At 71.3% G+C, this 18,622-nt stretch carries 14 protein-coding genes; 7 read left to right on the top strand and 7 right to left on the bottom strand.

Translation table 11 applies throughout. The features are described 5' to 3' along the window. The first annotated feature begins 70 nt into the window (after positions 1–70). Together AB0F40_RS13590 and AB0F40_RS13585 are read left to right on the top strand one after the other, a co-directional pair. On the top strand, positions 71–1,819 hold the full coding sequence (locus tag AB0F40_RS13590) for a helicase HerA-like domain-containing protein (protein WP_357467931.1): 1,749 nt from the start codon (positions 71–73) through the stop codon (positions 1,817–1,819). Between the two features lie 53 nt (positions 1,820–1,872). Further along, positions 1,873–2,574, top strand: coding sequence for a DUF3800 domain-containing protein (locus tag AB0F40_RS13585; protein ID WP_357467928.1), 702 nt, complete (start codon positions 1,873–1,875; stop codon positions 2,572–2,574). Positions 2,575–2,708: 134 nt separating this feature from the next. Here AB0F40_RS13585 and leuS read toward each other — a convergent pair whose 3' ends face one another. Next, positions 2,709–5,648, bottom strand: coding sequence for a leucine--tRNA ligase (gene leuS, locus AB0F40_RS13580; protein WP_357468060.1), 2,940 nt, complete (start codon positions 5,646–5,648; stop codon positions 2,709–2,711). Between the two features lie 138 nt (positions 5,649–5,786). Here leuS and AB0F40_RS13575 point away from each other — a divergent pair, with 138 nt between their 5' ends. Next, a complete protein-coding gene (locus AB0F40_RS13575) occupies positions 5,787–7,085 on the top strand; it encodes an alkaline phosphatase family protein (protein WP_357467925.1) in 1,299 nt (432 codons plus the stop codon). Between the two features lie 99 nt (positions 7,086–7,184). Here the strand turns inward: AB0F40_RS13575 and AB0F40_RS13570 are convergent, their stop codons facing one another. The 4 genes from AB0F40_RS13570 to AB0F40_RS13555 form a co-directional block, all read right to left on the bottom strand. Beyond that, positions 7,185–7,802, bottom strand: coding sequence for a vitamin K epoxide reductase family protein (locus AB0F40_RS13570; RefSeq protein ID WP_357467923.1), 618 nt, complete (start codon positions 7,800–7,802; stop codon positions 7,185–7,187). A gap of 88 nt (positions 7,803–7,890) precedes the next feature. After that, on the bottom strand, positions 7,891–9,120 hold the full coding sequence (locus AB0F40_RS13565) for an MFS transporter (RefSeq protein WP_357467920.1): 1,230 nt from the start codon (positions 9,118–9,120) through the stop codon (positions 7,891–7,893). Between the two features lie 5 nt (positions 9,121–9,125). Further along, entirely contained in the window at positions 9,126–9,872 is a 747-nt protein-coding gene (locus AB0F40_RS13560) for a metal-dependent transcriptional regulator (RefSeq protein ID WP_357467918.1), read from the bottom strand. 9 nt (positions 9,873–9,881) lie between these two features. Further along, a complete protein-coding gene (locus tag AB0F40_RS13555) occupies positions 9,882–11,552 on the bottom strand; it encodes a metallophosphoesterase (RefSeq protein ID WP_357467915.1) in 1,671 nt (556 codons plus the stop codon). Between the two features lie 418 nt (positions 11,553–11,970). Between AB0F40_RS13555 and AB0F40_RS13550 the strand changes: the two genes are divergently transcribed. Then, complete coding sequence (locus AB0F40_RS13550; RefSeq protein WP_357467912.1) at positions 11,971–12,453, top strand: SRPBCC family protein; 483 nt, start codon at positions 11,971–11,973, stop codon at positions 12,451–12,453. Positions 12,454–12,528: 75 nt separating this feature from the next. Here the strand turns inward: AB0F40_RS13550 and AB0F40_RS13545 are convergent, their stop codons facing one another. Both AB0F40_RS13545 and AB0F40_RS13540 read right to left on the bottom strand, forming a co-directional pair. Continuing rightward, complete coding sequence (locus AB0F40_RS13545) at positions 12,529–13,392, bottom strand: Ku protein (RefSeq protein ID WP_357467909.1); 864 nt, start codon at positions 13,390–13,392, stop codon at positions 12,529–12,531. 69 nt (positions 13,393–13,461) lie between these two features. Beyond that, on the bottom strand, positions 13,462–13,785 hold the full coding sequence (locus AB0F40_RS13540) for a glutaredoxin family protein (RefSeq protein WP_357467906.1): 324 nt from the start codon (positions 13,783–13,785) through the stop codon (positions 13,462–13,464). Between the two features lie 101 nt (positions 13,786–13,886). On the opposite strand from AB0F40_RS13540, the gene AB0F40_RS13535 reads away from it, so the two are divergent. The 3 genes from AB0F40_RS13535 (at position 13,887) to AB0F40_RS13525 (ending at position 18,501) form a co-directional block, all read left to right on the top strand. Next, a complete protein-coding gene (locus AB0F40_RS13535) occupies positions 13,887–16,379 on the top strand; it encodes an ATP-dependent DNA ligase (protein WP_357467903.1) in 2,493 nt (830 codons plus the stop codon). A 134-nt stretch (positions 16,380–16,513) separates the two neighbouring features. Continuing rightward, on the top strand, positions 16,514–17,503 hold the full coding sequence (locus AB0F40_RS13530; protein ID WP_357467900.1) for a hypothetical protein: 990 nt from the start codon (positions 16,514–16,516) through the stop codon (positions 17,501–17,503). Positions 17,504–17,577: 74 nt separating this feature from the next. Then, positions 17,578–18,501 (top strand): NADP-dependent oxidoreductase, encoded by a 924-nt coding sequence (locus AB0F40_RS13525; RefSeq protein WP_357467898.1) that lies wholly within the window; start codon positions 17,578–17,580, stop codon positions 18,499–18,501. Positions 18,502–18,622: the final 121 nt, after the last annotated feature.

The raw sequence follows: 18,622 nt of genomic DNA, 5'->3' as shown, positions 1-18,622 counted from the left end.
AGGAACCGGACGGCGAAACCGCGGCGGCCTCCCCGCGCGAACCGCCCGAGGCGGACTTAGCATCCGAGACATGCCCGATGCATCGACGCCGGATCTTGCCGCACTGCGCGAGGCGGCCGCCGCAGCCCAGAAGGCTCTCGAGGATGCCGAGCGAACGGCGGCACAAGCCACCGCGCGGGCCACCGCCGCGCCCGAGGCGCCGGGCGGGACACCAGGTGGGACGCCCCCGCAGGGTTACGCGGCCGAGGTGGCAGCCGGCTACTCGGCGGAGGCCACGCTGCCGCTGGGCGCCCTGCTCGAAGGCGAACCCGGCCGGGACCCCGCCCCGAACCCGAAGGTCCAGGTAGGTTTCGCGCTGTCGATGCTGAACCGCCACGGGCTCGTGGCCGGCGCAACGGGAACCGGCAAGACGAAGACTCTGCAGGGTATGGCCGAAGGGCTCTCCCTGGCCGGTGTGCCCGTCTTTCTCGCGGACGTCAAGGGTGACCTGTCCGGGCTCGCGCTCCCCGGCACCGACAGCCCGAAGGTCATGGAGCGCGCGGCGAGCGTCGGGCAGGACTGGACGCCCACCCAGTACCCGGTCGAGTTCTACTCCCTGGGCGGGATCGGCAAGGGAGTACCGATCCGCACCACGGTCACCGACTTCGGGCCGCTGCTGATGTCGAAGGTGCTCGGCCTCAACGAGACGCAGGAGTCCAGCCTCACGCTGATCTTCCACTGGGCCGACAAGAAGGGTCTGGCCCTCCTGGACCTCAAGGACCTGCAGTCGGTGATCGCCCACCTGACCTCCGACGAGGGGAAGGCAGAGCTCAAGGGCATCGGCGGGGTCTCCGCGGCCACGGCCGGCGTCATCCTGCGGGAGATCGTCGGTCTGGAGGGGCAGGGCGCCGACGTGTTCTTCGGTGAGCCGGCGTTCTCGACGTCGGACCTGATAGCCGCCAAGGGCGACCTCGGCGTACTGAGCGTGCTGGAGCTGCCGGCCGTCCAGGACCGGCCGCAGCTGTTCTCGACCTTCCTGATGTGGCTGCTCGCAGACCTGTTCCAGGAACTGCCGGAGGTGGGTGACGCCGACAAGCCGAAGCTCGTGTTCTTCTTCGACGAGGCCCACCTGCTGTTCGCGGACGCCTCGAAGGACTTCCTGCAGCAGGTCGTGCAGACGGTCCGGCTGATCCGGTCCAAGGGCGTCGGCGTCTTCTTCGTCACGCAGTCCCCGAAGGACGTGCCGTCCGACGTCCTGGCGCAGCTCGGCAACCGGGTGCAGCACGCGCTGCGGGCGTTCACGCCCGACGACGCCACGGCGCTCCGTGCCGCCGCCCGCACGTTCCCGAAGTCGCCGTACGACCTGGAGCGGCTGCTGCAGGAGCTGGGCACCGGCGAGGCGGTGGTCACCGTGCTGACCGAACGAGGCGCGCCGTCACCCGTGGCCTGGACTCGCGTCCGGGCACCGCAGGCCGCGATGGAGCCTGCGTCCGCCGGAGAGATCGACCGGGTCGTGGCGGCCTCACCGGGCCAGGCGAAGTACGGCACAGCGGTCGACGCGGAGTCAGCGTTCGAGCTGCTCCAGGCGAAGGCGCAGGAGCAGGCCGCCGGACGCGCCGCTGCCGACGGGGAGACGGCGGCGGCCGGGGACCAGCAGGAGCTCGCCAAGGAGCGCGCCCGGCTCGAGAAGGAGGCCACCACGCGCGAGAAGGCCGAGGCGCGGCACAAGGAGAAGGCGACCCGGGACCGGAACCGTGTGATGGGTTCGCTGGCGAAGACGGCAGGCACGGTCCTGGTCCGCGAGCTGACGCGCTCGCTCTTCGGCACCCGCCGCCGCTGATGGGAACCTCGGTCTCAGCGGGCGCATGCCGGTCGAGCGTGTGAAACTCGGTCGTGCTCTTCGCTTACATAGACGAGACGTCGAATGTTCGGTGCTACAGGACGGTGGGGCTTGTCGTACGCGCCGCCAACGTGCGCGAGTTCGCTGAGCAGCTCGACGTCGTCGTGGCCAGGGCAGCTGATTCGTTCACGGGGATCGACGCCGACGTCGAGCTTCATGGCCATGATCTGTTCGGTGCTACACAGGACTGGGCACCTCTCAAACCGGTGGTGCGAGCTCGCATCTCGATCTACCGGCAAGCACTCGACGTGACCGCGAAGCACGCGGAGGGCATCTGGATCGAAGGGCTGGACCGGAAGGGGTTCCGAGACCGCTATGCCGACCAGCACGACGAACACATCACGGTCCTCCTCCATCTCCTGGAGAAGCTGAACCGATACGCCAACCGTCACGGCGAGGACCTTGTGGTGATCGCTGACGAGCACAGAACCGCGAAGAGTGCTCAAGCCGCGTTGCGCACGGCACGCCGCGAACGCATCTGGGGATATCGAGGCAAGCCACAGCGCATTGCGGACACGGTCTACTTCGTCTCTTCAGCAGGTAGCCGCCTCGTTCAAGCGGCTGGCCTCGTCGCCTTTCTCTATCAGCGGCTGGCGGATGGGGTCGACCGCGACGAGCGCTCGGCCGCTGCGAACAAAGGCCTCTGGTCCGCTCTGGAGAATGTCCCGGTGCACGACCGGCTCTGGGAGCCGTAGACGCACGACAGCCCCCGACTGTGCGGGGGCTGAAGGCAGGGCGCTCAGGATCTCTCCCTCTTGCGCTCTCTCACTATAGGTCTGGAGCCGACCATGGTCCAGAGGGAGGACCGTGGTCGGGAAGGACCGGGCAACTAGGCCGGGACTATGTTGACCAAGTTCGGGGCGCGGACTATGACCTTGCGGACGCCGCGGCCGTCCAGGAACTTGACCACGTTCGGCTCGCCGAGCGCCGCCGCCTCCAGGTCCTCCGCGGAGATGTCCGGGGCGACCTCGAACCGGGCCCGCACCTTGCCCTGGACCTGGACCACGCAGGTCACCGTGTCCTGGACGAGGTACGCGGCGTCGGCCGTCGGGAACGGCGCGTGCGCCAGCGACTCCTCATGACCGAGCCGGGACCACAGCTCCTCCGCGATGTGCGGCGCGACGGGCGCCGTCATCAGGACCAGCGGCTCGACGGCGGCACGCGGAACCGAGTCCAGCCCCGTGAGGTGGTTGTTCAGCGTGATGAGCTTCGCGATCGCCGTGTTGGGCCGCATGCTCTCCATCTCGACGCTGACGTCTGCGATGGTGCGGTGCACGGCCCGCAGGGTGGCGGTGTCGGGCTCGTCGTCGGTCACCGTGAGCTCGCCGGTCTCCTCCGAGACGACGTTGCGCCACAGCCGCTGCAGGAACCGCTGCGAGCCGACGACGTCGCGGGTGTTCCACGGACGTGACTGGTCGAGCGGGCCCATCGACATCTCGTAGACCCGGAACGTGTCGGCGCCGTACGCCTCGTACATCTCGTCGGGCGAGACGACGTTCTTCAGCGACTTGCCGATCTTGCCGTACTCGCGGTTCACGGGCTCGCCGCGCCAGGTGAAACCGGTCTGCTCGTCACCATCGACCTCGGCGGCCGGGACGTACACACCGCGCGCGTCGGTGAACGCGTACGCCTGGATGTACCCCTGGTTGAAGAGCTTGCCGAACGGCTCAAGACTCGACACGAAGCCCAGGTCGAACAGGACCTTGTGCCAGAACCGTGCGTACAGCAGGTGCAGCACCGCGTGCTCCACGCCGCCGACGTACAGGTCGACACCGCCCGCCGGGCCCGACGTCGGGTTGTGCCGCGGGCCCAGCCAGTACTTCTCGAGCTCCGGGTCCACGGCGTGCGCCGTGTCGGTCGGGTCCAGGTAGCGCAGGTAGTACCAGCACGAGCCGGCCCAGTTCGGCATGGTGTTCGTGTCACGGCGGTAGGTCTTCGCGCCGTCGCCGAGGTCGAGCTCGACGTTGACCCAGTCCTCGTTGCGGCCGAGCGGCGCCTCCGGCTCCGAGGCCGCGTCGTCGGGCTCGAACGTGCGCGGCGAGAAGTCGGGCACCTCGGGCAGCTCCACGGGCAGCATCGAGTCCGGCAGCGCCATCGGGCGGTCCTGCTCGTCCCACACCACGGGGAAGGGCTCGCCCCAGTAGCGCTGGCGGGAGAACAGCCAGTCGTTCAGGCGGTAGGTGGTGGTGCCCTCGCCGATGCCCTTGACCTCGAGCCACTCGATGATCCGCGCCTTGGCCTCGGTCACGCCGAGCCCGTCCAGGGAGACCTCGTCGTTCGAGGAGCGGACCGCGACGCCGTCGTCGGTGTAGGCGCCGACGTGCCCCTCCGGGAGGCCACCCTTGGGCTCGACCGTGTGGATCACCGGCAGGTCGTAGGCCTCGGCGAACGCGAAGTCGCGCTCGTCGCCGCCCGGCACGGCCATGATCGCGCCGGTGCCGTAGCCCATGAGCACGTAGTCGGCGGTGAACACCGGGACGGACGTACCCGTCACCGGGTTCACGGCCAGGTGACCCGTGAACACGCCGGTCTTCTTGCCCGCGTCGGCCTGCCGCTCCACGGCGGTCTTCGCGGCGGACTCACGCCGGTAGGCGGCGACGGCCTCGCCCGGCGTCTCGTAGCCACCGGTCCACGCCGGGCGGGTGCCCTCCGGCCAGGCGACAGGCACCTCGTCGAGCAGCGGGTGCTCGGGGGCCACGACCATGAAGGTCGCGCCGAACAGCGTGTCCGGACGCGTCGTGAACACCTCGAGGCTGCCACCCGCACCGGCCGGGTCGTACTCGGCGGTGCCCACCACGTCGAACCGCACGGCGGCTCCGGTGGACCGGCCGATCCAGTTGCGCTGCATCGACTTGACCTTCTCCGGCCAGTCGATGAGCTCCAGGTCGTCGGTCAGGCGGTCCGCGTACGCGGTGATGCGCATCTTCCACTGGCGCAGGTTCTTGGTGAACACCGGGAAGTTGCCGCGCTCGGACCGGCCGTCGCTGGTGACCTCCTCGTTCGCCAGCACGGTACCGAGGCCGGGCGCCCAGTTCACCGGCGAGGAGTCCACGTAGGCCAGCCGCTGCGCGTCCACGACGTCGCGCCGCTGCCCCTCGCTCAGCGCCGCCCAGACGGCGCCGCCCGTGTTGTCCCCCTCGTGGCCGGGTACGGGACGTGCGCCCGACGCCAGCTCGTCGCGCAGCTCGCTGATCCGCCGGGCGCGCCCGCGCCCGCCGTCGGGCCGCTGTGCGTCCTCGTCGTACCAGGACTCGAAGATCTGGAGGAAGATCCACTGGGTCCAGCGGACGTACTCGGGGTCGATCGTGGCGAACGAGCGGCGTGGGTCGTGCGCGAGGCCCGCGCGGCGGAGCTGCCGCTTGTAGGTGACGATGTTGCGCTCGGTGACCAGGCGCGGGTGCTCTCCCGTCTGCACGGCGTACTGCTCGGCAGGCAGGCCGAACGCGTCGAAGCCCATGGTGTGCAGCACGTTGTCGCCGCACATCCGGCGGAACCGGCCGACGACGTCGGTGGCGATGAAGCCCAGCGGGTGACCCACGTGCAGGCCCGCACCCGATGGGTACGGGAACATGTCCATGATGAAGTACGGGTCGCCGCTCGCCGGGCTCCCGCCCGGCCCCGTAAGTCGCCCCTGCGGGTTCGCCGCGTGGAAGGTTCCACGCTCCTCCCAGATGTCCTGCCAGCGCAGCTCGATCTGCTGCGCGAGGGCTGGGGTGTAGCGGAAACGGGGCTCGTCCGAAGACGCGGTGCGCTCGGGGGCGTCGGGCATTGTCACGCGGCTGAGTCTAGCGACTGCGCCTACCCTCGGCTCTCGGTCGTCCACAGGGTGAAGGTTCATCCGACATTCGCCCGCACCTCCCCCGAAATTGTCCGCCCGAGTGCTCGAATTGCCCGCATGATGCCCTCGTTGCGAAAGCTCCTCGCCGCCAGCATCGCCGCCACCGTCGTGTGGACGGCCCCGACCGCAGTAGCCGCGCCGTCACCGACGGACGAGGCCGGCCCCGCCGGCAGAAGCCCAGCCGACCACGTGGTCTTCCTGGCGCTCGACGGGTTCGACGTCGAGTACCTCGACCTGGTCCGTGACGGATCAGCCCCCATGCCGAACCTGCGGCGCCTCCTGCACCGCGGCAGCGTCACGACGTCGACCGGCGTGATGACCTCGATCACCAACCCGTCCTGGTCGTCGGTGGCGACCGGCGCCTGGCCCGAGACCCACCGCAACACGGCCTACTGGTTCAACACCGAGACGAACACGGCGCGCGGCCAGCAGCGCGACCTCGCCGTGCCCACCATCGCGCAGTCGGTCCGCGAGCAGGGCGGCACCGTCTTCTCCGCGCAGTGGTTCATCCTGCAGAACTACGGCGTCACCTACGGCGACCCCGACGGCCTCTACACGCAGCCCGGCGGCGACTGCTCCCGCCGTACCGACGACGCCGTCGCCGTGCTGCGCGGCGAGCCCGTCAGCTCGGGCGGGCAGCTGGTGACCGCGAACGGCATCCCAGAGCTCATGACCGTCTACTGCGACACGCTCGACGCGATAGGGCACGAGGGCGGCGCCGAGGACCCGCGGATCCCCGGCGCCCTGACGGAGATCGACCGCCAGATCGGGCGGATCGTGGCGGCCACGAAGGATGCCGGCACCTACGGCCGCACCGCGTTCGTCATCACGGGCGACCACGGCATGACGACCTTCGACAAGGGCTTCCGCGCCGAGGGGCTCGCCGCGGTCGAGGCCGCCGGCTTCACCCCGCAGGTCCTCACCAGCGGTCAGTCGCCGGCTCCCGGCACGGACGTCGCGATCGTCGTCGGCGGGGTCGCGGACGTACGGATCATCGGCGAACAGGCGGGCGACCCTGCGGCAGTCCGCCGGCTGGAGCGGGCGCTGACGGCGCTCCCCCAGGTGCGGGACGTCTTCGACAAGGCCGACCAGCGGCGCATGCGCATGAGCCCGCACTACGGCGACCTGCTCGTCGAGCCAGAGCCGGGCTGGTCGTTCGGCACGACGCCGGCGGGACCGTCCGGGCGGCACGGCTCGACCACCGAGCTGCGCGTCCCGCTGGTCCTGGCCGGGGCGGGGGTCCGACCGGGTGCGCATCCCCGGGCACCGCGGCACATCGACATCGCGCCGACGATCTCGGCGCTGCTGGGCTACGCGCCGCCGTCGGGCAGCGAGGGCAGGGCGCTGCGCGAGTCGCTGCGCCGCTGACGGCAAGATCCGCTTCGACCACGCCCTCAGGCCTGCCCCGGCAGCCGAGAGCATGCCTAGGGCGTGGTGGAAGCGGACCTCGCGGCAGAACGGCAGACGTCAGAACGACGCGAACAGGTCCGAGCCCACCGCGAGCATCAGCCACGCCACGGCCGCGACGTAGCCGATCACCAGGATGATGGCGTGGTTGCCCACGATCGCGTTCCGCAGGCCCTCGCCGACACGCAGGTCGCCGGACTGCGCGCCTCGCACCACCTGGTACCAGAGCAACGGCCACATGATGGTCCACACGACCATGCAGGCCGGGCACAGGGCGACGATCGCGTAGAAGCTGGTCCACATCAGGAAGAAGATGAGCGCCTGGCCCACCACCGTTCCGGCCAGCAGCGACATCCAGTACCAGCGCGGCAGCCGCGCACCGGTCAGCAGCACGACGCCCGTGGTGATGACGACCGGGAACGCCGCAAGACCCAGATAGGGGTTCGGGAAGCCGAGCAGCGCGCCCTGCCAGGAGTCCATGGCGGCGCTGCACGTGACGAACAGGTTGATGGTGCACGACGCCACCCGGTCGGGATCGATGAACGCCAGGTACTTCTCGACGGCGAGCCACATCGCGGCGCCGAACCCGACCCCGCCCAGCACCACGAGAAGCAGCCCCATGGTCCGGCCGCTGAGAGGTCTGGCCCCCGGCGCGGCGACGTCGTTCTCATCGTTCATCGAGCTCTCCGACGACGTCGTGGTCGCCCCTGTCCCAGTCACCTGCCCCACCCTACCGGCGGAGACTGGGACAATGCTGGATCCTGGGTCACAAAGTTGTCACCGCGGGCTGATGCGCCACCCGCTGCCGCCCGAACGCCAGGATCATGCCGAGGCCCAGCAGGGTGACCCCTACCCCGGCCCAGGCGGGCGCGAGGTAGCCCCAGCCGGCGTCGATGACCACGCCGCCGAGGAAGGCCCCCGCGCCGTTGGCCACGTTGAGCCCCGCGTGGCACAGCGCCGCCCCCAGCGACGACGCGCCGGGCGCCAGGTCCATCAGCCTGGTCTGGAAGGCAAGGCCCAGCATCTGCGAGGTGACGCCGAGCAGGAACAGGGAGGCCAGGGCGGGCACCACCGAGGCGCCGGTCAGGGCGAACAGCGCCAGTGACGCCGCCGTCGCCACGAAGCCGATCAGCACCGCACGCAGCACGCCGCGGTCGGCGAGCCGGCCGCCGATCTGCGTCCCCACCGTCATACCGACGCCGAACAGCGCGAGCACCCACGGCACCGCGCCGCCAGGCAGACCGGTCACGCCGGTCATGGTGGGGGCCACGTAGGTGTAGACGGCGAACATCCCGCCGAACCCGATGGCGCCCGCGGAGAACGCGAACCACAGAGGTGCGTTCCGCAGGGTGGCCAGCTCCGTGCGCACGGAACGTCCTGGGCCGCCGGCAGAGTCCGGCACGAGCCGCCACAGTCCCAGCAGCGTGACGATCCCGAGCGCGCCGATCAGCACGTAGGACGTACGCCACCCGAAGACCTGCCCCACCCAGGTGGACAGGGGCACGCCGATGACGTTCGCGATGGTCAGGCCGGTCATCATCATCGCGACGGCCCGCCCCCGCTGGGCCCGGCCGGCGACGGCGGCCCCCACCGCCGCGCCGACGCCGAAGAACGCACCGTGCGGCAGACCCGCGAAGAACCGCCCCACCACGAGCCAGCCGATGTCCGGCGCCGCCGCGGACAGCACGTTCGCGAGCGTGTAGGCGCCCATGAGCGCGAGCAGCAGCCGCTTGCGCGACATCCGCGCCGCGGCCACGGTCAGCAGCGGCGCCCCGACGACGACGCCGAGCGCGTACGCGGTGATGGTGTGGCCCACCTGCGGGTCCGTCGCGCCGAGGTCCGCACCGACGTCGGGCAGCAGGCCCATCGCGGCGAACTCGGTGGTGCCGATGGTGAAGCCGCCGACCGCGAGCGCGACGAGCGCGGGTGCCGCCCTGCGCATCGAGCGGGCGCCGGCCGTCTCATCGGAGGCAGGCTGTGGTGAGCTGGTCGCCATGGGGTCTACCCCTGCGCCACCCACACGCGGGAGGCCGCCAGCAGGCCGAGATCGGCCACCCGCTCGACCGCACCGGGCAGCCCCCCGGAGGCCTGGACGTCGCCGACCCGCTCCGGCAGGGCTGCGGGGCAGGTCCAGCTCACGGCGACCGTGCCGGCGAACTCGCGCCGCGTCGTGACCTCCACCCGCATGTCCAGGTCCAGGCCGAGCTCCGCGAGATAGCGCAGCGCGTCGGGGTCCGCGTCGGAGATGCGCACGACGGTGCCGACGTCGCCGGCGTGCATGGACGACAACGGCACGGCGTCAGGCCGGACGACCGTTCCGTCGGCGGCCGGGATCGGGTCACCGTGCGGGTCGCGCGAGGGGTTGCCGAGGCGCTCGGCCATGCGCTCGACGAAGACGTCCGAGACGGCGTGCTCCAGCACCTCGGCCTCGTCGTGCACCTCGTCCCAGCCGTACCCGAGCTGGTCCACCAGGAACGTCTCCAGGAGCCGGTGCCTGCGCACCATCGCCAGGGCGAGACGCCGGCCGTCGTCGGTCAGCCGGATCGCACCGTACCGCTCGTGCTCCAGCAGGCCCTGCCCGGAGAGTCGGCGCACCGTCTCCGAGACCGTTGACGCGCCCACCCCGAGCCGGTCGGCAAGATGCTTGGTGGTCACCTTCTCGTCCGACCACTCCTGCGCGGACCACACCGCCTTCAGGTAGTCCTGGGCGACGGGCGTCAGCTCGGCCGGGTCGGTTGCGATGTCCACGCCCCGAGCCTAGTTGCCGGACGGCGGCGGCGACGGCGTCCGCCCGGTGCCGGACATCACACCCTCCGCGGTGTCACCCGGCACCTCGTCGGGCAACGGGAGCGGCGGCGGGATCGGCTTGCGCTCGCTCACCGACGCCTCCCCCTCCGGGGTGACCTCGACCAGCTGCCAGTCCACAAAGCGGCGCCGCTCCGGGTCGAACCGCAGCACCGTCATCTCCGAGGAGTCCCGCAACGGACCCACCGACGTGTTGCCCTTCGACGCGCCACCGGTGCTCGCGTTGACGTACCGCACGCCGTACCCCACGACCTTCGGCCCGATCCGCGTGTGCATGTGCCCGGAGATCTGGAACGGCACGCAGCCGGACTCCAGCGCCGCGTCGCCGACGGCGGGCTGGTGGATCAGCAGCAGGTCCACCCGGTCCTCCGCGGTGTACCCACCGAGGCCGGCCTCCCCCGCCGCCTCGCACGCGACGTCGCGCAGGCGCTCGCCGGCCTCCTCGGGAGTCTCCTCACGGGCGATCACCGTGCCGCTGCCGATCCGCGTCTCCAGCGGGTCCCGGTCGCCGAGGATCCGTACGCCCTCCACCTCGACCACGTCACCGTCGAGCACGATCTGGCCGTTCGCCAACTCCGTCGCCGTGGTCAGGCGGGAGTCGTGGTTGCCGTCCGAGACCACGAACGGGACTCCGTCGGGCACGGCCGACGCGAACGAGTCGACACAGACGGATTCCACGCTCGTACCGTTGATGGTTGTGTCCCCGGCGTTGAGCATGACATCCGGCCCCACCCTCCCGGCGAGGTCCCGGATGAGGGAGCTCATGCCCGTGTTGCAGTGCAGGTCGGAGACCAGGAGGAACGTCACGTAGTCGGTGCTCTCGGGGCTGTCCGACGCCGTGGGGCCCTGCGCGGCCTCCGCGGCCTCCTGCTGGGCGGCCCGCGCGTCCCAGGCTTCGTTCAGCTTCTCCCGCGCTCCGGCGTAGAAGACCTCGTTGGCCTGATAGGTCTCCACCAGCTGGCCGCTGTAGGTGTCGATGACGCCGGCCAGCCGACCGGTGATGCGCGCGCCCTCGAGGGCGGTCCCCTCGAACACCGGCGAGGCGGGCAGCGACGCCCGCTCCTCGGGACCCGCGCTCGAGGTGGCGGTGCTGGCCACGAGCACGGCGACGAGCACGGCGCCCGTGATCTCCCAGGTGCGGGGCACCAGGGCCCGGGCGAGGTCCCGCCGTCGGGCAGTACCCAGCAGTGCCCGCAGGCCGAGGACGGCAGCGCCCAGCACGAGAGCGGCCGCCCCTGTCCCACGGGCCGCGTCCCACACCAGTGCCCACGTCACGGTGCGCACCGTCTGCTGCGGGGTGTCGAAGAACTGGAGATACCCGTCGAGGTCGCCGGAGAGCGCGTCGAAGCTTGCCGTGTCCACGGCGGAGAGGTCCGCGGGGATCTCGTGCACGGTGATGCGCACGCCGAGGTTGAGCGGCAGCGGGGAGTCCGTCACGACGGTGCCGAGCGGGCCGAGGTCGGCGAGCAGCTTGTCGTTGGCAGTGACCCCGTACGTGGCCTCGTGCGGGCCGAGGCTGAGGTCTGCCCTGGCGGTCGTGACGCCGAACGTGAGGCACACGACGGCTGCTGCCACGCCGGCAAGGGTCCAGCGCAGCCAGCGGGGCGGGTTCGGACGGCTCATCGGTCCTACCTTTTCATGGGCGGCGGCCGCTGCGTGCCGCCGCTCCGGGTGGTGGGCTCGGTGGGTCGGGTGGGCTGGGCGCGGGGTGGGGTCGGGCGGTCCGGCGGGTCCGGCGGGTCCGGCGGGGTCGGCGGGGTGGTGGGGTCGGTCGCGCTCGGTCATCCGGCACCGGGTGCGCCGAACCGCAACATAACAACGATCCCGGACGCCGAACCGCAGAGAACACGTCACCAACCGCCCGTTGAGACATGCAACGTTCGGCTCGACCGCCAGGTCCACGCCCAACATGCGGCTCGACGGCCAGTTTCAGACCTAACGTGCGGCTCGACCCAGGCCCGACCCCAGGCTGAGACATCCAACTTGCGGCTCGACGGCCCGGCGGCTCGGCGCTCGGCGCCAGGACCGGCACGATAGCCCGGTGTTCGCCCTCGAGTCGGTCTGGCGCCCGGCCGCACCCGTGGCGCAGGTGTGGCCCCTGCTCGCCGACCCCCGGTTCACCTGGCCGGACTGGTGGCCCGGGCTGACCGCCGCCGCAACCCACTCCGTCGTCGGACCGGACGGTCTGGCCGCACCCGGGACGTGGGCGCACCTCCGCGTCCGCAGCCCGCTCGGGTACGCATTGCGGTTCCGGCTCGACCTGGTGCGCACGACGGCGCCGTCCGACGGCGAGCCCGGCCGTGCAGGCCTGGACGTCTCGGGCGACCTGTCGGGCCGCGCCGACGTGACGGTGTCCGCGACGGCCACCCCCGGCGCCACCGAGGTAACGCTCCTCTGGCAGGTGTCCCCCGTACCTGTCTGGTTCCGCGCCGCTGCCCGAATCAGCCCCGGACCGTTGGCGCGCGCGCACGCACACGTGATGCGGGCGGGCGAACGCGGCCTGGCGGCCCGACTGGCCACGTAGCATCTGGCGGCACGGCTGCCACGAAGCCCCCGCCAGCCCCGAGCCAGCTGCCGCGAGCCGACCGGACGAGGCCGGTCAGCCCGCCTTCTGGGACTTCGACTTCGGCTTCGACTTCGGCTTCGACCGCGACTCGGACTTCGAACCGGACTTCGACTTCGACTCAGCGACGCTGCGCTTGAGCGCCTCCATCAGGTCGACCACCTCAGCGCCCTCGCCCGCTTCCTCGGCCTCCTCGCCGAACGTCGCCGCGGTGTCGACCGTCTCGCCGGCCTCGAGCTTCGCCTCGACGAGCTTGCGCAGCTGTACCTGGTACTCGTCCTCGTAGTCCTCGGGCGTGAAGTCGGCCTCGAAGCTGCTGACCAGCTGGGCCGACATCGTGAGCTCCTTGTCGGAGACCTTCGCCGGCTCGTCGAGTGAGGGGAACGCGGCCTCGCGGACCTCGTCGGCCCACAGCAGGGTCTGCAGCACGAGCACCTCGTCGCGCACGCGCAGCGCGGCCAGCCGGGTGCGCTGCCGGAGCGCGAACTTCACGATGGCCGTGCGTTCGGTCTCCTCCAGCGTGCGACGCAGCAGCACGTACGCCTTCGTCGACTTGGAGTCCGGCTCGAGGTAGTACGTCCGGTCGAACATGATCGGGTCGATCTGATCGCTGGGCACGAACTCCACCACCGAGATCTCGCGGTCCCGCTCGGCCGGGAGATCGGCGAGGTCCTTCTTGGTGAGCACGACCGTGCGCTCACCGTCGTCGTAGGCGCGGTCGATGTGCTCGTACGGCACCACTTCGCCGTCGATCTCGCACACACGCTTGTACCGGATACGTCCACCGTCGGCGTCGTGTACCTGGTGCAGCGACACGTCGTGGTCCTCGGTCGCGCTGTACAGCTTGACCGGAACGTTGACGAGGCCGAAGGTCACGGCGCCCTTCCAGATCGCCCTCATCCTTCTATAGTGCGCCCCAAGCGCACTACATGCCCAGGTTTCGGTGTGGGCCGACGAACCGGGGTGGTGTCAGAGGCCGGCGCGGTCCAGCTTCGCGCAGAGCTCCGCGTTGGTGGGCTCGACCAGCTGCTCGCCGTCGGGGAAGACCAGCACCGGGATGGTCTTTCGCCCGGTCAGCGCCTCGGCCTCGTCCGCACGGGCCGGCTGAGCGGCGAGGTCCACGTAGACGTAGCTGACGCGGCGTACGTCGAGCACCGCCTTGCTGCGGCGGCAGTCCCGGCACCACTCGGCGCCGTAGACGGTGAGCTGCTCAGGCCGGGCGGCCGACGGGGCGACGCCCGCAGTCGCCAGAGGCGCTGCGAACGCGTCGCTCGCGAGGTAGTCCGAAATCACTCGCCGGAGCCTAGCGGAGTTCCCGCCGCGGATACGACCGCCCACCACGTGATCTCGGTGACTCCTGGGCACGAGAACCCGACCGGCGGCACGATGGTGTGATGGCGTCCACGCAGCAGACGGTCATGGTCGACGGACATCGCCTCCGCCTGAGCAATCTCGACAAGGTGCTGTTCCCCGCGTCCGGGACCACCAAGGGCGAGGTCCTGCACTACCTGACACAGGTCGCGCCCGTGCTGCTGCCGCACGCCGCCAACCGCCCCGCGACGCGCAAACGGTGGCCCGACGGCACGGGCGGGCAGATGTTCTTCCAGAAGAACCTCGACGCCTCCACGCCCGACTGGGTCAAGCGCCGGTCGATCCAGCACAGGACGTCGGCCAACGACTACGTGCTGGTCAACGACCTCGCGACGCTGACCTGGCTGGGCCAGACGGCGACCCTCGAGCTGCACACCCCGCAGTGGCAGTTCGGCCGCACGGGCGCGCGCCTCGACCCGGACCGCCTGGTGCTCGACCTCGACCCCGGCCCGGGCGCCGGCCTGCCCGAGTGCGCGCAGGTCGCCCGCTGGGCGCGCGAGATCCTGCAGGGCATGGGCCTGGAGCCGTATCCAGTGACGTCGGGCTCCAAGGGCATCCACCTGTACGCGGCGCTCGGCAAGGCGCAGGACACCCGGCTCGACTCCGACGCCGTCTCCGCCGTCGCGCACGAGCTCGCGCGCTACCTCGAGTCCGAGCATCCCGACCTCGTCGTCAGCGACATGAGCAAGAGCCTGCGGCAGGGCAAGGTGCTGGTCGACTGGTCCCAGAACAACGGCAGCAAGACCACCATCGCGCCCTACTCGCTGCGCGGCCGCGACGAGCCATGGGTCGCCGCGCCCCGAACCTGGGAGGAGCTCGACGACCCGGACCTGGCCCAGCTCACGCCCGACGAGGTCGTCGCCCGCGTCGAGACCGACGGCGATCTCCTCGCCCCGCTCCTGGAGGGTCACCTCTCCGCGCTCGAGCCGACGCCGGAGCGCCTGGCCACCTTCGAGAAGCTCGGCACCTACCGGGCCAAGCGCGACCCCGCCAAGACCCCGGAACCGTTCGGCCCCGACTCCGACGGCGCACGGGCCGCCGGCGAGCCCACATTCGTCATCCAGGAACACCACGCCCGCCGCCTCCACTGGGACTTCCGCCTGGAGCACGACGGCGTGCTCGTCAGCTGGGCGCTCCCCCGCGGCGAACCGACGGACCCCGCGAAGAACCACCTGGCCGTCCAGACCGAGGACCACCCCCTCGAGTACGGGTCCTTCGAGGGCACCATCCCGAGCGGCGAGTACGGCGGCGGCGAGGTCACGATCTGGGACTCCGGCACCTACGAGCTGGAGAAATGGCGCGACGACGAGGTGATCGTCACGCTCCGCTCCGCGGAACGGGGTGCGCGACGCCTCGCCCTGATCCGCACCGGCGGCCGCGACGGCGACGCCGAGAACAACTGGCTGATCCACCTGACGAAGTCCCAACCGGGCTCCCCCAAACCGTTGAGTGCTGGATCTTCGCCCTCCCCCACCGGCCGGACGGGGCGAAGACCCAGCACTCGACCGGGCAAGAGCGAGAAGGTGCGGCGGCCCATGCTCGCCACCAACGCGGCGGCCGGCGAGCTCGTCGAGCCGGAGGGCTGGGTGTTCGAGATGAAGTGGGACGGGTTCCGCACCCTGGCCCACGTCGAGGACACCGAGACCGTGCGCCTGGTCAGCCGCTCCGGCCAGGACCTCACCGTCACCTTCCCCGAGCTGGCAGCGCTCGCGGGCCAGGTCGACCCCGCCCGGCTGCCCGTCGTGCTCGACGGCGAGATCGTCGCCCTCGACCGCGACGGCCGACCCGACTTCCGCCGCCTCCAGCAGCGCGCCAACCTCCGCAAGGAGCGCGACGTCGCACGCGCGCGGGGCCGGGTCCAGGTGGACCTCATGCTCTTCGACGTCCTGGAGGCCGACGGCGAGAGCGTCACCGACCGGAACTACACCGAGCGGCGCGAGCTGCTGGAGTCCCTCCTCACCCCCCGGCCGCCGATCCACCTGCCGCCCGCGTTCGACGGCGACCTCGACTCGGCCATGCGGACCTCACGCACCCTGCGGCTCGAGGGCGTCGTCGCCAAGCGCCGCACCTCCACCTACGCGGAACGGCGCTCGCGGGAGTGGCTGAAGCTCAAGCACAGCGCGATGCAGGAGGTGGTGATCGTGGGCTGGCGCCCGGGCCGGGCGAACACCTCCGTGATGGGTTCCCTCCTCATGGCGGTGCCCGACGACGGTGACGGTCTGCGCTACGTCGGACGGGTCGGTACAGGCTTCACCGAGCGCGAGCGCCGGGAGATCACCACCCGGCTGCAGGGCATGGAGCGCAAGACCCCGGGCGCGTCCGGCATTCCGTCGGACGACGCGTCGGACGCCCGCTGGGTGACGCCCAAGCTGGTAGGCGAGGTGACGTACGCCGACTGGGCGGAGGGTAGCGGCAGCGCGTCCGGCGAGCGGCGGATGCGGCACTCGGTGTGGCGCGGCTGGCGCCCGGACAAGTCGCCGGACGACGTCGTGGTCGAGGTTCCCGGTCAGGGATGACGCCCTGGATCCCCCGATGCTGACGGGCGTTCGGGCATCGGGGCCGGGCGTCGCCGCTTGGCACACTTTTATGGCTTTACTCCCCGTTCGCCGACCGTCGACGTACCGTGTTGTGCGACGGACGGAGGACAGAGATGTTCAGACACCCCCAGCGTCTGGCCGCCCCGACGGCCATCCTTGCCGCGCTCACGCTCGCGGCCGTCCCGGCGACAGCAGTCGCCGCACCCGGAGCGACCCCCAGCAGCTCCCCCACGCAGCAGCTCGCCCACGCCCTGCGTGACCCCTTCCCCCGGATCGAGCTCCCGGACCGGATCGAGCTCCCCGATGCCTTCCAGCCAGAGGGCATCACGACGGCGGGCCTGCTCGCCTGGTTCGGCTCGCGGGCCGACGGCGACATCTATCGCGCCGACCTGCGGACCGGCGAGGGCGAGGTGATCAGCCAGGGGCCAGGCACGCCGTCGGTGGGACTCACCGTCGACACCCGCGGCCGCCTGTTCGTCTCGGGCGGCACCGGCGGCGACGCCCGTGTCGTCGACGGGCGGACCGGCGAGGTCCTCGCGACGTACGACTTCGACGGTGGCTTCGTGAACGACGTCGTCGTGACGAAGCACTACGCCTACTTCACCGACTCCGAGCGCGCAGTGGTCCACCGGCTCCACCTCGGACCGGGCGGGCAGCTCACCGACACGTTCGACGAGCTGACGCTGCACGGCGACTGGGAGCAGGTCGACGGATTCAACGCCAACGGCATCACGACGTCGCCCGACGGCCGGTCGCTGCTCGTCGTGAACTCGACGACCGGTGACCTCTTCCGGGTGGACCCCGCCAACGGGCATGCCTACCGGGTCGACCTCGGCGACGACCAGCTCACCAACGGCGACGGCATGCTCCGGACCGGCCGCACGCTCTACGTCGCGCAGAACACCCGCAACCAGGTGGCGACGGTGCGGCTCGACCGGTCGGCGTCGGAGGGGCGGGTGGTGCAGACGCGGACCAGCGACGACTTCGACACGCCCACCACCATCGCTCGCTTCGCCGGTGCGCTGTACCTGCCGAACGCCAGGTTCACCACGACGCCGGAGGACGACACCGAGTACTGGGTCACGCGCCTGCCGTTGCACTGAGCGACCGGGGCACGTGCTCCAGCCCACCCGGCGGCCGCGGAATACCGGCGTCCGCCGGGCGGGTTGTGGCAGGCATGCGAGCCATCACCTACTCGAAGTTCGGCAGTGCGGACGTCCTCGAGCTCACGGAGCAGCCGGACCCGCACATCGGCCCCGACACCCTGCTGGTCCGGGTCCGGGCCGCCTCGGTCAACCCGGTCGACTGGAAGATCCGCCAGGGCTACCTGGAGGGCCTGATCGACACGGAGCTCCCCGCGATCCCCGGCTGGGACGTCGCGGGCGTCGTCGAGCAGGTCGGCCTGGACACCCCGGAGTTCCAGGTCGGCGACGAGGTGTACGGGTACGTGCGCAAGGACACGGTCAAGGGCGGCACGTTCGCCGAGCTCGTCGCGGCGCCCGTGCGGACGCTGGCCCGCAAGCCGTCGTCCCTGAGCTTCGAGGAGGCGGCGGCGGTACCGCTCGCCGGCCTCACCGCCTACCAGGCGATCCGGCGTGCCGGGGTCACGGAGGGTCAGACGGTGCTGGTGCACGCCGCGGCCGGCGGCGTCGGCGCGTTCGGCGTACAGCTCGCCACGGCACTGGGCGCGCGCGTCATCGGTACCGCGAGCGAGCGCAACCACGAGTTCCTGCGCGGGCTCGGGGCCGAGCCCGTGACCTACGGCGACGGGCTGGCCGACCGCGTCCGCGCGATCGCGCCCGACGGCGTCGACGTCGCCCTCGACTTCGCCGGCGGCGACGCCGTCGCCACCAGCGCGGAGCTCTTGGCCGACGGCGGCACCATCGCCTCGATCGCCGACGCCACCGCGCGCACCGAGCACGGCGGGCACTACGTCTGGGTGCGCCCCTCCACCGAGGACCTCGACGCGCTCACCGCGCTCTTCGACTCCGGCAAGCTGTCGGTCGAGATCGCACAGACCTTCGACCTGGCCGAAGCGGCGGCGGCACACCGGGCCAGCGAGACGGGCCACACCCGCGGCAAGGTGGTCGTGCGCGTCTGACAGGTACCGCGCCGTGGGGGGGGGGGGGGGGGGGGGGGTGGTGGGTGGGTGGGGGGTGGGGGCGAGCGTGTTATAAGAACGCCCCCACAAAGAAATAGGACAACGCTAAAGATAGGAGCAA

Source organism: Promicromonospora sp. NPDC023987 (assembly GCF_040639055.1).
Classification (GTDB): Bacteria; Actinomycetota; Actinomycetes; order Actinomycetales; family Cellulomonadaceae; genus Promicromonospora.
Note: the sequence above shows the minus strand (reverse complement) of the source record. Positions and strands in the feature narration are given on the sequence as shown.

Excerpts from the sequence above, each read along its gene's own strand:
- AB0F40_RS13525 (WP_357467898.1), top strand. The coding sequence starts at position 17,578 with ATGCGAGCCATCACCTACTCGAAGTTCGGCAGTGCGGACGTCCTCGAG.
- AB0F40_RS13565 (WP_357467920.1), bottom strand. The coding sequence starts at position 9,120 with ATGGCGACCAGCTCACCACAGCCTGCCTCCGATGAGACGGCCGGCGCC.
- AB0F40_RS13570 (WP_357467923.1), bottom strand. The coding sequence starts at position 7,802 with ATGAACGATGAGAACGACGTCGCCGCGCCGGGGGCCAGACCTCTCAGC.
- AB0F40_RS13555 (WP_357467915.1), bottom strand. The coding sequence starts at position 11,552 with ATGAGCCGTCCGAACCCGCCCCGCTGGCTGCGCTGGACCCTTGCCGGC.
- AB0F40_RS13590 (WP_357467931.1), top strand. The coding sequence starts at position 71 with ATGCCCGATGCATCGACGCCGGATCTTGCCGCACTGCGCGAGGCGGCC.
- AB0F40_RS13545 (WP_357467909.1), bottom strand. The coding sequence starts at position 13,392 with ATGAGGGCGATCTGGAAGGGCGCCGTGACCTTCGGCCTCGTCAACGTT.
- AB0F40_RS13530 (WP_357467900.1), top strand. The coding sequence starts at position 16,514 with ATGTTCAGACACCCCCAGCGTCTGGCCGCCCCGACGGCCATCCTTGCC.
- leuS (WP_357468060.1), bottom strand. The coding sequence starts at position 5,648 with ATGCCCGACGCCCCCGAGCGCACCGCGTCTTCGGACGAGCCCCGTTTC.
- AB0F40_RS13535 (WP_357467903.1), top strand. The coding sequence starts at position 13,887 with ATGGCGTCCACGCAGCAGACGGTCATGGTCGACGGACATCGCCTCCGC.